Origin of the sequence: Streptomyces sp. LaPpAH-108 (assembly GCF_000373625.1) — a bacterium.
Lineage (GTDB): Bacteria > Actinomycetota > Actinomycetes > Streptomycetales > Streptomycetaceae > Streptomyces.
In genome coordinates this window covers 378,804-392,294 of record NZ_KB891994.1, presented here as the reverse complement: position 1 = coordinate 392,294, position 13,491 = coordinate 378,804, and the positions used below count along the sequence as shown (strand labels likewise).

Sequence of the window (13,491 nt, the reverse complement as noted above, 5' to 3'; positions counted from 1 at the left end):
CGCCCCGGGCCCGGTCCCGCCGACTCCACTGCCGGTCGCCGTCTCCTGCCGGGCCACGGCCCCGATCCGCCACCCGCCGCCCCTCCGCTCAGCGGGATTCCGCCGCCCGCCGGGCCACCGCCCCGATCCTCCACACACCGCCCCCTCAGCGGGCCTCCGCCACCCGCCCCGCCACCGCCCCGATCGTCTCCGGACCCACCCGGCAGCACCCCCCGATCAGCCGCGCCCCCGCAGCCCGCCAGGCGTCCACCAGACCGGTGTCGAAGGTCGCGCGCCCGTCCCACGTGCGGGCCTCCGCGTCCCAGGACTCGCCGCTGTTGGGGTAGACCACGACCGGCTTGCCCGTCACCCGGTGGGCCGTCCCGACGGCGTGCAGCGCGTCCTCGGGGGCGCAGCAGTTGACGCCCACCGCGATCACCTCGTCCACGTCGGCCGCGAGCCCGAACGCCTCCTCCAGCGGCTGCCCGGCCCGCGTGTGCCGCCCGGCGACGGTGTACGACAGCCACACCGGCACCCCGAGCCCACGCACCGCGCGCAGCAGCGCCACCGCCTCGTCGGTGTCGGGCACGGTCTCCAGGGCCAGCACGTCGGGGCCCGCCTCCGCCAGCACCTCGAGGCGCGGCCGGTGGAAGCGTTCCAGCTCCGCCACGCTCAGCCCGTACCGCCCCCGGTACTCGGACCCGTCCGCGAGCATCGCCCCGTACGGCCCCGCCGACGCCGCCACCCACAACGGACGCGCCACCCCCGCCGCACGGGCCGCCTCCCGCGCCAGCTCCACGCTCGACGCCATCAGCCGCGCGGCCGTGGCCCGCCCGATCCCGCGGCTGCCGAAGCCCTCGAAGGTGGCCTGGTAGCTCGCGGTGATCGCGACGTCGGCGCCCGCCGCGAAATAGGCGAGATGGGCCTCGGCCACCGCCTCCGGCCGCTCGGCCAGCAGCCGCGCCGACCACAGCTCGTCCGACAGATCGTGCCCGGCCGCCGCGAGCTGGTTGGAGAGACCACCGTCCAGCACGAGCGGCCCGGCGGCCAGTGCCTCGGCCAGCGAGGGGGTGCCGCGTGCACCGGAATCGCGGCTCGTACCGGGATCGCTGCTCATACCCCCGAAGCTAGTCCCCCGAGCAGCACCTCGGTCAGCCGGTCCGCGAACTCCACCGGATGCTCCAGCGTGCCCAGATGCCCGCCCGGGAACTCCAGCAACCGGCTGCCGAACCGGGAGGCCAGGAACTCGGCGGCCCGGCCCGACAGTTCACCCCGCGAGTCCGCCCCCACGGCGAGCGTCAGCCGTCCCGGCTCGGCCGGTGCGGCGGGCACGTACGCCGTGAACGGGCGCAACACATGTGCGAGAAAGACACCCATCGGACCCTCAGGACGTGGCCGTTCACCACCATCCACCGCCGCGACCAGCTCACGCCGCCGCTCCGCGCCGTCCAGCAGCACCGACAGGCACGGCGGCTCGTGCGCGACCACGTGCGCCAGCCGGCCGGGGTGCCGGGCGAGCAGGTCGAGAGCCGCGATCCCACCCGAGCTGGTCCCGAACACGCAGGGACCACAGCGATATGGCTTGCGCAGGATGCGCATCAGCGGGACCACCCCTGCATGCGCAGGGACCACGTGGCCACAGAAGTCGGCTACTCCACGGCGTCGGGACCACCCGCATGCGCAGGGACCACGTCCTTCCGGGGCCTGGACCCGGACGGCACCGTGGACCACCCCCGCATGCGCAGGGACCACTGGGGGCCGGTGTCGCGAGTCCTGCCCGCCCTGGGACCACCCCCGCATGGGCAGGGACCACCAGCGGACCTGCGGGTTGAGCGTGGCGCCGCCGGGACCACCCCCGCATGCGCAGGGACCACCTGACGGCCCTGTCCGTGGGCCTGCGAAAGAAGGGACCAACCCCGCATGCGCAGGGACCACGTTGAACTCGGTCTCGGCAAGGCCCTGGACGAGAGACCAACCCTGCATGCGCAGGGACCACCGCCGCTTGAACTGCTCCAGCTGCACGCCCGCGGGACCAACCCCGCATGCGCAGGGACCACCTTGACGGACTGGCTGTGGCCGCCGGAGACGTCGGACCAACCCCGCATGCGCAGGGACCACGCCGGGCTTGGGCGGGATGCCGAACAGGTCGTGGGACCACCCCCGCATGCGCGGGGACCACCTCACCCCGCCCGCGTTCCCGGGACGGGACAAGGGACCACCCCCGCATGCGCGGGGACCACGGAAGGCTCATGCGGACACTTCCGCCGTGAGCGGGACCACCCCCGCATGCGCGGGGACCACCAGACCTTCGTATTGGAGGTCCTTGGCGGCGAGGGACCACCCCCGCATGCGCGGGGACCACATGGGCGGCACCGTGCAGGCGGGGGGTGGCACGGGACCACCCCCGCATGTGCGGGGACCACATGGGCGGCACCGTGCAGGCGGGGGGTGGCACGGGACCACCCCCGCATGTGCGGGGACCACGTCACCCAGTCCATGGCGAGGTCTCCGACGGAGGGACCACCCCCGCATGTGCGGGGACCACTGCCAGCACTGAACCTGTCCGCGCTGCCGTGCCGGACCACCCCCGCATGTGCGGGGACCACCATCCGCGAGGTGGCGACGTAGAAGGCCGGCGGGGACCACCCCCGCATGTGCGGGGACCACCTACCGGGGGCGCTGTCGGCGGCGGCGAGGATGGGACCACCCCCGCATGTGCGGGGACCACTCCGGCGAGAACCGGCTCGCGGAGCAGCTGGCGGGACCACCCCCGCATGTGCGGGGACCACGAACCCCCCGCTTCGGCCCCGGCCGACGTGCCGGGACCACCCCCGCATGTGCGGGGACCACCATCCCTTCTTCCGCCACTGCCCCAGCGGCCCGGGACCACCCCCGCATGTGCGGGGACCACTGGCGCTGAGCTGCATGTTCAGACGTACGGACGGTGGATTTTACCCACTTTACCAAGGTGCGACATATCGCTGATTCGTGAAATAGAGGAACTTATCGGCCAAACCTCCGTCTCTTGGCCGCCTTGCTCCACCCCTGCTCGGGGGTTTGGTTCGGTGGTGGAGGGGTGCCTCCGGTGTGGCGCTGGGCGGGGGGTGCGGGGCGGTGGAGGAGGGTGAGGCCCTCGTGGTCGGTCGGGTGCCAGGCATGGTCGTGGGTACGGAAGGTGAAGCCCTGTTCGTTGTCGGTCGTGTGGGCGAGCAGGGCGCGGCCTTGGCCGGAGTAGGTGCGGACCTCATTCCATAGGATGTCGCGTACGCGCGCTGATGGGGAGCCGAGGAAGACTCCGGGCGAGATTTCCAGAAGCCAGCGTGTGAGGAAGCCGCGCAGCCCGGCAGGGCAGTTGGTGAGGATGATCACGGTCACCAGATGGGCTCGTCCCCGTAATTGCGGCCACCTGCGAGCAAGTGACCGCTGTCGGTCTGCAGGCCCACTTTGTCCGCGTCCTCGTCACTGAAGGCTGCCTGTTTGGCCGTGAGTTGGGGGTAGCGGAGGAGCTTCTTGATGTCGTCCGCGCAACGTTCGAGAAGGCCGGTCTCGTTGATGCGGTCGCGCAGTGCGCGACGAGTGCGGGTAGGGACGTCGTCCTCGCCTGCGGCAGCAGCATCGAAGGCCGCCGGGATCGCGATCTCGGTCTTGTAGAGGTCGGCGATGTCCAGGACGAAGGAGCGTTCGTGCCCTGAGTGCACGAAGCCGAGCCCCGGCGAGCAGCCGAGTGCTGCCACCACCGCGTGGGCGACACCGTACATGCACTGAGCCGCCGCCGTGATGCCCTGGTTGGGAGCGTCACCGGCGGAGAAATCGTTGCGGTGGTAGTCACGTCGGACCCACGGGACACCGGTCCGGGCGGATTCCCGGCGGTAGCACTCCTTGACCCGCCGCCCCTCCATGCGCAGCAGTTCGTCACGTGTACGACCGGCGGGATCCTCGTCCGGGAAGCGCATGCGGTACATGGCACGGGCCACTTCCACCCGCGTGCGACGGTTCGCCCACGCCGTCGCTTGTGCCTCCAGCAGCCCCGAGGAGCGGGTGAGGGCGCGTCCGCCGGAGTAGAAGCGCACGCCATGTTCGCCGACCCAGATCACCGCGGCTCCGCTCTCTCCGAGGAGGGCCATGGCCTGGTGGGTGACACGTGTGCCGGGGCCGAGCAGCAGCGTGCCGAGTGTGGCGGAGGGGATGTGGGTGACGCCGTCGGCGTCCGTCGCGGTGATGGCGTTGTCATCACGGTGGACAGTGCAACGTTCCAGGTAGAGAAAGGAAATGCGGTCACCGACCCGTGTCAGTTCGCGCGGCGAGGAGAGACTTCGTTTGCCGACGGTGCTCATGTCGCTCACCGCACCGGTGCGAGGGTCATGAGGCCACAGCCGTACGCTTTCGCCTTGCCCAGCCCGTGGGTGAGCGTACGACGGAAGGCCGCGAGGTCGGTGATCTGGAGGCGTCCGTCGAACGTGGCCCGCGCGAAGCGGACGTCTCGACCGGACACGGCAGAAGAGCGTGACGTGCGGCCCGGCGCTTTGCCGAAACGGACCGGAGTGCGGTCGTGGACGACGACCTGGTATTCCCACTCCTCAGGTTCCCCGGCCAGGACCGGTGCTGTCGTCGTGCGCTCGTCGTCGACCGGGCTCGGCAGGGGAGTGTCCGCTTCCGGCGCGGCCTCCATGGTGTCGACGGTCGCGGGTGTCGCGGGGACCGACCGGCGCAACACCGTGAACCCGGCTCGTTCCTGCTGCTTGAGAAGCCAGTCGAGCTGATGGCGCACGGTGACATGGGCTGCCCGCTTGGTCGGAGCACCGACGGGGTCCTGTTCGCGCCGGATGTGGTGGACCGGATTGGCGGTGAGACGGAAGGCCCATACATCGCCCTCGGCGAGAGAGTCCAGGAACTCCCCGTAGGCGAACGTGGTCCAGCCCTCCTGGCCGAGGGTCGGCCAGCCCGCCTGCTCGGCGAGGTGAGTGAGGTCCGGCCGACCAGGACTGGAGATGAGCAAGTCAGCCCGGCCTCCCGGGGCCTGGTCCAGCCGCCACAGGACGCGGGGGCCCGCTCCGTCCCTCGCCAGAGGTTCCGGGAACGCCATGTTCACCGCGCCGTGCAGACGGTGCGGTGAACCAAGGAGTCGTCGAGCATCGGTCCGGGCGGTGTTGATGCGGAAGCGGGTCAGGTACATCGTCGGTCCTAGGAGGCATCCGTGGTCGGCTGGTCGAAGTCGGCGGCAGCGGAGAAAGAGCCCGCGTTCGAGGATGACGGGGCTTCCGGTGGAACCGGGCGGAGATGGGCGGTCGGGTCGTGCGGGAGCGGCGCGTCCATATGACCGGTCCGTATGCCGCGCATGGCGTACTGCCGGTGGCGGGGGTCGAAGGTGAGCGGTGTGTCACGGAGCGAGAAGTCGGGCGTCTCGTCGGAGGGACAGTCCAGCAGCAGGTCCAACTCCTGCGGGCCGGACAGCCGTCCTTCCGCACGAAACCCTCCCCTGGGCACCCGCTCCGTCTGCCGTACGTACCAGCGGGCCGCCTGCCACGGTGCCTCCCGCAAAGCATCGTCGAGGGGCAGGTCACTGAGCGACTCCTCGAAGAGGAGCGGACGCGAGGGAGGGCAGGATCGGCGCCCCAGATAGGGAAGGAAGCGAGGTGCGGCGACGGCCTCGTGGAGGTGTCGGACGAACTGCTCGTCGCCTTCCACGCCCACGACGAAGACGGCGTCAGCAAGGTAGTACCGGTCCGACAGAGGCATGACACGGCCCGTGTCGGTGTTCTCCGCCTTGTGGAAGTCCTTGAGGCGGGAGCCGGGTTGGTCGATACGGACACCGAAGCGCAGTGCGGCCAGGTCCGACAGGTCGGCGCCCCGCGGACGGCCCTGGGCAGCGGCGAGCAGACCCAGGACGCCGCTTTTGGTGGGAGCGTTCTCCGTGGTGCGCTGCGTGAACCGGGCAGCCGATCCCCACGCTTGGAGCGGGCCGGCGAGCCGTAGCAACAGCGTTGTCATACGCCGGTCTCCAACCGCTCCCCGACCGTCCGCCGAATCCGGTCGAGCAGCTCCTTCAGTGTCACCCCGTCCCCAAGGGCCGCCAGCTCACGGGTCTCCTCTCCCACACGGAACACCCAGGTCGGGCCGCCCTCGATCCCGTACTGCCGTTCGACGTCCCGCACATACGCCGCGAGTCGATGGCAGCTCTCCCGGAGGAAGCCACCTTGGTCGGTCTTCGGAACCGGCTCCTCAAAGGCACCGACAAAGCTCAGCGGCCACCGGTCCCGGATCTTGACGATCACGGCGGACGGCACGGTGTGATTGCCGAATGTGTTGATCTTCCCAGTCGGCAGAGAGGTGATGAACGCTTCCAGGAAAGCGGCGATCGCCTTGGCGGCCGGGGTGGTCGGAGACTCACCGTCCTTGAGGCCGACGCCGAGGTTGCGCTGGAGCTCGTCCACGTCGACAGCCGCGTACCGGTACAGGGTCGCGGAGTTGAAGTCGACGGTGCCGATCATGCCCGCACCGGTCTCCGACTCCTCGTTGAGGTCGTCGACGGCCGTGTAGTAGTCGGACTCGATGTCGGATCGGTGCACGCTGAGGGCGTGCGCGACCTGCGTGGCCGCCTCGACGTTCAAGTCCGCCGAGTCGGCGACCATCCGGCCGAAGAGCGCGATGTCGACCGAATGCCGGGTGTCGACCGCGCTGCGGGCCCGCGCTTTCTGCTCCTTTTCCTTGAGGGACTTCTTCAGCGTATCGACGTCTCCGCCACCACTCGCCGTCACCGCCAGCTCGGCCAGCGCATCGAGCTGGCGGCGGCTGAGGAACATGAGGTACTTCGACTCGGCGACCGCTGTCCTCTCGCTGTCGTCCTTCACCTTGCGCTTCGGTACCTCGAGCGACGAGCCGGTGGCGGACTTCAGTACCTCCTCCGCCAGTTTCGCCGCGCTGTCGGTGAGAGCCGGATCGTGCGCCGTGATGCGCTGTGCCAGCGCCTCCACCACCTTCTTCGTCCGCACGCCCAGCTCCTCCGGCGGCAGGAGTTCCTCGAAGCGCTTCCGGGTGGCGCGCTTCCATGCCTGGCTGGACACACGGGCCCGGCGTACGCCACCGAAGTACGCGGATTTCGGTGTTCCGGTGTCGTCGCGGTTCATGTTGCTGGGCGGCACGTTCTGCAGGATGTGGATGTCCAGGATGGTGCGGGTCACAGGAGTTCCCTTTCTGTTGTGACCGGGTTCCGGGAAGCTTGATCAGGAATCGCCGTCGAATTCCTCCGGATCCAGAGCCATGCTGTCCGGGGACTCCGAGGAGTCCGGCAAACCGGCAGCTCCTTCTTCGGCATCGTCAACAGCCGGTCGGTACCTGCGGTGGAAGTCGCGTCCCCACGTCCGGCGTACGGTGTCCCGGAGGTTCTCGTCCTGCCACCACAAGAGCTGATCGGCGAGGAGGGCGTAGTCCAGAGGGATACGTGCTGTGCGCAGGAGCAGCACCAGTTCCCGGAGCCGAGTGGCCAGGACCTCCGTGTCCGGCGCAGTGCCGACCCGCACGAAGCGTCGGCGGACGGTCTCGCTGACCTCCTCGACGGCTCCCGAGCCCTCAGCTCCTCCGCCGGAAGCTTGTGCACGGCCGGTTTTCGTGTCCCCCGGATCAGCCGTGGTCCGGGGGGCGGAGCCTTTGTGGGCGAGCCGTCGCACGGCCCGGCCGAGAGTCCATCCCGGCTGGTGCATGGCGTCGTCCCGCAGCGACTGCTGATGCAGTGCCCACACCGTCACCGCCAGGTGGACAGCGGTGTCCTCCCGGTGCTCGTTGTCCTCGCGGGCGAGATAGGGGCGGGAAGTGAGGTAGACCGGATCCACGGTCCGGGCAGCGCGTGCTTCTTGCACGGCCTCATGACGTTCCTCACGAAGGTCGGCCAGCCGTTCCAAGTGCTCGAGCCCCCAGGCCGTCGGCGAGACATGCGCTTCCCTGCCGGCCTCGCGACGCAACCGTGCTACTGAGGCGACGGCCCACGGAGCGTCTTGTCGGTATCCGGCTTGGAGTTTGCCGATGACCTGCCTGACCGCCAGTCCGGGTAGCGGGGGGAGACGTCCGTCCGGACCGGGCATGTGCGGTGAAGCTGTGGTGCGTGATGCCATGGATTCTTCTCCTGGAACGAGAACGCCAAGCGGTGCCACGCCCCGGCCCGACCAGTGCGCCGGGGCACCCCCGACAACGGTGGTTCAAGCCGGAGCCGACCGCTCAGGACGGTTTGTGGGAACCCTGCGTCGGGCCGCCGGTTGCCGTTGAGCCCAACACCTTCTCCAGCCGGGAAAGGAACCAGAGCTCTGCTCGCCCCGCGTCCAGCAGTGTCCTGCCGCGGCCTGGCAGGTCGACCATCCGTCCCTCGACGGCAGCAGGCCCTGCGGACCGGATCTCCTGCCGGGCCAGGCGCAGGATGTGCCGACGCACGGTCTCCCGCCACTGCTGCCGGGCCGTCATGAGGTCGGGCAGCCGCGCCAACTCACGCAGCCACGTCCGGTACGGGCCGTCCAGCGCGCCGTAACCGAGGTCACGGGCGGTCTCGCCGGCAGAATCCGTGCGGTCGCCGCCGGCGGCGAGAGTGAGGTTCACGGCGAGCTGCCCGAACGCCCTCACCGCTTCGTCGGCGTCGTCCACAGCGTCTACGGCCGCTTCCCCGTAGACCGGATTGTGCGCGTGGAGAGCGACCACGGGAAGCGCCACGGAATCGTCCACGATCTCGTCGATGACCGACTGCTGCGTCCCGTACTCCATTCCGACCGTCCGCAGCCGCACCAACTTTCCTGGAGCCACTTCGGCTTCGGTGATCGCTTCGGTGAGCCACCGCACGATCCCGGGCGGCAGTTTCCCGGGAGCTTCGTCGGATGCTCCCCTCCTTGCCGCACCGGCTCTTGCGCCCAGCAATGCCTCCAGCCCCAGCCAGGCCGATCGGCGTGGATCATGACGCAGAGGTGTGTAGTAGACAGGCCGCTGCCGCTTTTTCTCCTGCGCCGGGCTGCGGCGCCAGGCGCTCATCGGCTCCAGCAGCCACGGCGACTCCTGGACGAGCGGATCGCCGTAGCCGAGTACGACACCTGTCACGCTGTCGCCGTCCGCCACCAGTCTCACCCGGCGGGTCTGCCAGGTATAGAGGTCCCGCAGCCCCGTCGGCTCGGGGCCGCCTCCCTGAACGTCGCGGGGGCCGGCCCCGTACGGTTTCTCACGACGCCAGACCGGCAGATCGTCCTCGATCCCGTCGGCGAAGCCACTGCCTCCATAGGCGTTCTCGAACGGAACGAGGTTGAGCAGCAGCGTTTCCCGCAGCGTGTCGCCCTCCGCGTACACGCCTCCGAGCATCCCGAGGGAGCCGACGCCGAGCGGGTACACCTTGCCCGCCTTCGCCCGCGTGTCCTCACGCATGGCGGACTTGATGCCCGACACGTCGAACGCGTGAACGTGCACCAGCCATCGGGCCGCCTCCGCGAAGGAAAGCCGTTCCACTCCCGGCCGCCGCATCGAGAAGAGTGGCGCGCCAGACGGCACGTCGGCGACGATCCGGCTCAGCGGAGCCACTTCGTCCTTCTCCGTCCGGAGGCCGGCCACCTGGAAGAACGGCCTTTCCTCGTCCAGGAGCCGAAAACATTCGGCATGCCGGTCCAGATACTCCACGGCCTGGGAGAAAGGGTCGGTGGCTTCCCACAGGTCCACCCAGTCGTCGAGATCGCCAGGGCCCTCATGGGCGTCGTACAGCACGGCCAGGAGCAACCGAAGCAGGGAGATCTCCTGGGTGGGAACGTCTCCGACGATCCGCCTCAGCTCACCGGCGTGTGTGAAGACATCTCGCAGTGACAGCTCCACCACCGTGCCGTCGGTCCGCTGCACCGGCAGCCACGCGTCCTGTGACAGGTTGAACGCCGAGGAACCAGTGACCGCGGTGCTCACTGTTCCCATTTCACCCCCCACTTCGTCGGTCCTCGCCCCGGGCTCCACGTGCCGAGCAGCGGATGCATCCCTCGGTGGGTCCGAGGGCCCTCCCTCTGCTTCAACCGCATCACGGATCTCCCCCCTGCCTTCCGCCCCGCTCCCTCCGGCAGAAGGCATGCCGGGCTCGGCGAACCGCAGCCCTTCGGCTCGGCTGTAGCTCAACTCGTAGTCTGTCAGGGGGGTCTGACAACGACTGTCGAGAACCAGCAGCAGCTCACCGGCCAGCCACGGGCACTCCTTCACCTGCCAGGCCGGAACCCTGAATCGCTCCAGCTCGGCAATGGTGCGGTCGATCACGCCGGGATGACTGAAGCGCCCCGGCAGCGTCAGAGCACTGGCGGCCACCGCCTGCGCCAACCGCCGGTTCGGCGGGAAGTCCGTCGGCAGTTCCAGCCCGCCCCTGCCGCCGTCCAGCCACGGCACGGTGGTCAAACGCCCGTCCTCCGTCCGCTGGATGACAAGAACCTCCAGCGTCTCCTCGGAGTCACGGACCTGGGCGCGTCCCGTCGTGCTGTCGTCCGCGTCCCCCGCGTGCGCCTCCAGCCATCCGTAGACCGGCCTCCCCGCCGGCCGTACCGGTCCCAGCAGGAAGCCGTCCGCCCGGCGCCGCTTCGCCGCCAGCAGCGCGCGGTGCTTCTCCTCGGCCGCCGTCAACTCCTCGGTCCACTCCGTGGGTCCGACCGGACCGTCCCCATAGGCCCGCTGCACCAACGGACTGATGTCCTCCGGCAACCTCACGGGAATGCCGTCCAGATGAGGCTCGAGCACCGCGAGCGCGCGCAGGAGGGTCCAGTCCCCTTGGTACACCGCTCGCGCCCCCTTCACCGGTGTCGGCGGCGACGCGTCCCAGTCGGACACACCGGTGATCAGACACCTGGGGGTGGCCAGGCGCGGCGGTCTGCGCGCGGGATGCCGGTGCAGCCGCCCCATGCGCTGAAGCACGAGGTCGATGGGCGCGAGATCGGTCACCATCAGGTCGAAACTCACGTCCAGCGACTGCTCCACCACCTGGCTCGCCACGACCACATGCCGCTCGGGCCGGGTGCCCCCGGGTCCGTAACGACCCAGCAGCCGGGCGTCGTTGGCCGCCCGGTCGGCCGCCAGGAACCGCGAATGCACGACGGTGACGTGGTCGTCCCCCAGCCGCTCCCTCAGTACGTCGGCGGCCTCGAGCACCCGTGCCACCGTGTTCCGCACGACGAGCGCGCAACCGCCGTCCCCCAGTTCCTCCTCCAACCGGTCGGCCAGCAACACCGGGTCGTCGTCCAGCCGTTCCACCACGACCTGCGCGCCCCGCCCCGAGGCCGCCGCCGGGCGTGCGCTCCGCGCTTCACTTCCCGGGGAGACGGCGGTGAGAAGCGGATACGCGTCGCTCGCCGTCTCCACACCTGCGGCCCCTTCAGCGCCCGCGTAAGCGGCGGCGAGGGCACGCCTGCGCTCCGCGGGCAATGTGGCGGACAGCAGCACCACCGGCACGCGGTAGGCGGCCAGCCACTCCAGCGTCCGGTCGAGATACCGGTTCATGTACGCGTCGTATGCGTGCACCTCATCGATCACCACGACCTTCCCCGCCACCGCGAGGTGCCGCAGAGCCAGGTGCCGGCTCTTCAGCGCCGCGAACAGCACCTGATCCACGGTTCCGACGGCGAAGGAGGCGAGCAGTTGCTTCTTCCGTCCGCGCAGCCACTGGTGGGCGTGCAGGCCGGAAGGATGCATACCGCCTCGTAGACCGACACTCCCGTCACCGTCCGGATCCACCGCCGTGATCGCACGGTTCCCGGCACGGAGCAACCCGGCCCACTCGCTCTGGAGCGCCGCTTTCGCATGTGCCAGCACAACCGACCACGCCCGCGCGCCGTCCGACGGCAGCGCCTCCAGCCAGGACAGCAGCCGCCCGAACATCGCGTCGCCGGTGGCCCTTGTCGGGAGCGCGAGCAACAGCCCCCCGGCTCCGGACCGCGCAGCCAACACCTCGGCCGCCGCCAGCGCGGCCTCCGTCTTCCCCTCTCCCATCGGTGCCTCGATGATCAATAGGCCACCGGAGTTCATCTCCTTGGCCAGCCGGACCGCTTCGGCTTGTACGGGGCGCAGACCGGCGTTTCCCAGATGCGGAAAGCGCTCCGCGAACAACTCTTGCGCCGATCCGCTCGGGACCGCGGGCCGCCACGGCTCAGTGAGATCCAGCCCTTCCCAGGCCGCCCGGAGCCTTCGTGCCTCACCTTCCGGTCCCACGGGCTGCCACGACTCCGGCGCGTACGGGAACAACTCCGGGGCGCTCGCGATCCAGTCCGCGAGGATCACCACCGCCGTCAGCAGCACCTGTACGGGTTGCGGCAGGCGGATGTCCTTCCACGAGGACAGCAGCGGGGCCACACCCGTGAGGTCGGCACACCAGTCCAGCAGCTCGAACTGTGTGCTGCGCCAGACCTCCTCGCTCGGACCGGGGTGCCGCGTCAGGTGAGGACGGAGCTGCAGAGCGTGTATCTGCCCGCTCTCCGGCGGCACTCCATGGTGGCCACCGGCGACCACCGCCAACTGCCCTGCCGCGCGGGCTCCCAGGCCGAAGCGCTCCCGCATCCACTCCTGAAGCAGGATCTGCCCTGCCAGCCCGTGCGGAGCCAACCGGCGGTCCTGGCCGTATTCCTTGGCCGTGCGCATTTCCAGGCCGCGGTCCCGCATCCGACCGGCCAGTTGTTCGACCTGGCAAGCGAATGCGGGTGTGCACTTACCTATGTCGTGCGACGCGGCGAGGAATCGGACCAGCCGCTCGGCGTCTTCCTGCCCTCCTGGCAGCGGCTCCGCCACAAGCGTTTTCACGGATGCGGGAAGCCACTCCTCCCACAGTTTTCCGGCGACCGCGCCGCTGTCCGCCATGTGCCGCCAGAGGGGCAGCGAGCCGTCGCTGTCGCGATCGTGCTTGGCCCATGCGGATCTGGCCGGTTCCGACAGGGGCGCCGGGATACCCCCAGGGAGAGTTGAACCGGGAATCTTCGGGTTCGCCGCCATGTCGTTTCCTCCGGAGGCTGCGAGTGGCAGATGAAGAAGCAGGACGAACCGGGGGTGGGGCCACGAGCCCCACCCCCGGAGGCGTCAGCGCTTGCGCCAGAGCAGCGCCCAAACCCAGGGGCGGTCGGGGGAGGCGCCGATCATCGCGATGATGAGGCCCCAGGGAGGGCCATCGGCCGGACCCGGACTCGTTAAGGCATGCATGGGTACAATCCCCTTATCTCTAAGGCTCGCTAGGTTTTGGAGATGGGAGGCCGGACCTCTCGAACCGTCGCACCACCGATGGTCGAGGGGTCAAGTCCGGCCTTTTCTATGCATGTTGGGGCTGCTAAGGCTTGTCGCCCCGTCACGCGACGACGGTAGCCTCGGTTGACAAAGAAGTGCAGGCACCGCAGCTGAAGCCGTCCGCGTCCGCCGCCTGGGGGGACTACACCCCGCATGCGCGGGGGCCAGAGTTGGCCTCGCCAATCATGTTCTCGGGGGCCACCCCCACATGACGCAGGGACCACGAAGCCGTGGGGTTCGGCCTCGTCTCAAGCCGATCCTACTTGCGAC

The 13,491-nt window shown here is 69.8% G+C and carries 9 protein-coding genes and 1 CRISPR repeat array; all 9 genes read right to left on the bottom strand.

Annotation, left to right across the window (positions count from 1 at the left end):
- Positions 1-145 precede the first annotated feature (145 nt).
- The 9 genes from mmuM to casA all read right to left on the bottom strand — a co-directional run bounded on the left by mmuM (position 146) and on the right by casA (position 12,936).
- A complete protein-coding gene (mmuM, locus tag B079_RS0117420) occupies positions 146-1,096 on the bottom strand; it encodes a homocysteine S-methyltransferase (RefSeq protein WP_018547123.1) in 951 nt (316 codons plus the stop codon).
- A complete protein-coding gene (locus B079_RS33990; RefSeq protein WP_078495979.1) occupies positions 1,093-1,539 on the bottom strand; it encodes an alpha/beta fold hydrolase in 447 nt (148 codons plus the stop codon). The genes mmuM and B079_RS33990 overlap by 4 nt, the downstream gene beginning before the upstream one ends.
- A gap of 163 nt (positions 1,540-1,702) precedes the next feature.
- Positions 1,703-2,890: direct repeats of the CRISPR family, unit length 29 nt; unit sequence GGGACCACCCCCGCATGTGCGGGGACCAC.
- Between the two features lie 92 nt (positions 2,891-2,982).
- Positions 2,983-3,354 carry a type I-E CRISPR-associated endoribonuclease Cas2e gene (gene cas2e / locus B079_RS0117410; protein ID WP_026248795.1) on the bottom strand — a complete coding sequence of 124 codons (372 nt, stop codon included), beginning with the start codon at positions 3,352-3,354 and terminating at the stop codon, positions 2,983-2,985.
- Positions 3,351-4,313, bottom strand: coding sequence for a type I-E CRISPR-associated endonuclease Cas1e (gene cas1e / locus B079_RS0117405; protein WP_026248794.1), 963 nt, complete (start codon positions 4,311-4,313; stop codon positions 3,351-3,353). The genes cas2e and cas1e overlap by 4 nt, the downstream gene beginning before the upstream one ends.
- Positions 4,314-4,318: 5 nt before the next feature.
- Positions 4,319-5,152 carry a type I-E CRISPR-associated protein Cas6/Cse3/CasE gene (gene cas6e / locus B079_RS0117400; RefSeq protein ID WP_026248793.1) on the bottom strand — a complete coding sequence of 278 codons (834 nt, stop codon included), beginning with the start codon at positions 5,150-5,152 and terminating at the stop codon, positions 4,319-4,321.
- 8 nt (positions 5,153-5,160) lie between these two features.
- Positions 5,161-5,967: a type I-E CRISPR-associated protein Cas5/CasD gene (cas5e, locus tag B079_RS0117395; RefSeq protein ID WP_018547119.1), complete on the bottom strand. Its 807-nt coding sequence runs from the start codon at positions 5,965-5,967 to the stop codon at positions 5,161-5,163.
- Entirely contained in the window at positions 5,964-7,157 is a 1,194-nt protein-coding gene (gene cas7e, locus B079_RS0117390) for a type I-E CRISPR-associated protein Cas7/Cse4/CasC (RefSeq protein ID WP_018547118.1), read from the bottom strand. The genes cas5e and cas7e overlap by 4 nt, the downstream gene beginning before the upstream one ends.
- A 42-nt stretch (positions 7,158-7,199) precedes the next feature.
- Positions 7,200-7,934 (bottom strand): type I-E CRISPR-associated protein Cse2/CasB, encoded by a 735-nt coding sequence (gene casB, locus B079_RS32210; RefSeq protein WP_234016807.1) that lies wholly within the window; start codon positions 7,932-7,934, stop codon positions 7,200-7,202.
- 253 nt (positions 7,935-8,187) lie between these two features.
- Positions 8,188-12,936, bottom strand: coding sequence for a type I-E CRISPR-associated protein Cse1/CasA (casA, locus tag B079_RS32205; protein ID WP_078495977.1), 4,749 nt, complete (start codon positions 12,934-12,936; stop codon positions 8,188-8,190).
- Positions 12,937-13,491: the final 555 nt, after the last annotated feature.

Bases quoted from the DNA above. Each gene is read 5' to 3' on its own strand.
- mmuM (WP_018547123.1), bottom strand. From the start codon at position 1,096: ATGAGCAGCGATCCCGGTACGAGCCGCGATTCCGGTGCACGCGGCACC.
- cas5e (WP_018547119.1), bottom strand. From the start codon at position 5,967: ATGACAACGCTGTTGCTACGGCTCGCCGGCCCGCTCCAAGCGTGGGGA.
- cas6e (WP_026248793.1), bottom strand. From the start codon at position 5,152: ATGTACCTGACCCGCTTCCGCATCAACACCGCCCGGACCGATGCTCGA.
- casA (WP_078495977.1), bottom strand. From the start codon at position 12,936: ATGGCGGCGAACCCGAAGATTCCCGGTTCAACTCTCCCTGGGGGTATC.
- cas1e (WP_026248794.1), bottom strand. From the start codon at position 4,313: ATGAGCACCGTCGGCAAACGAAGTCTCTCCTCGCCGCGCGAACTGACA.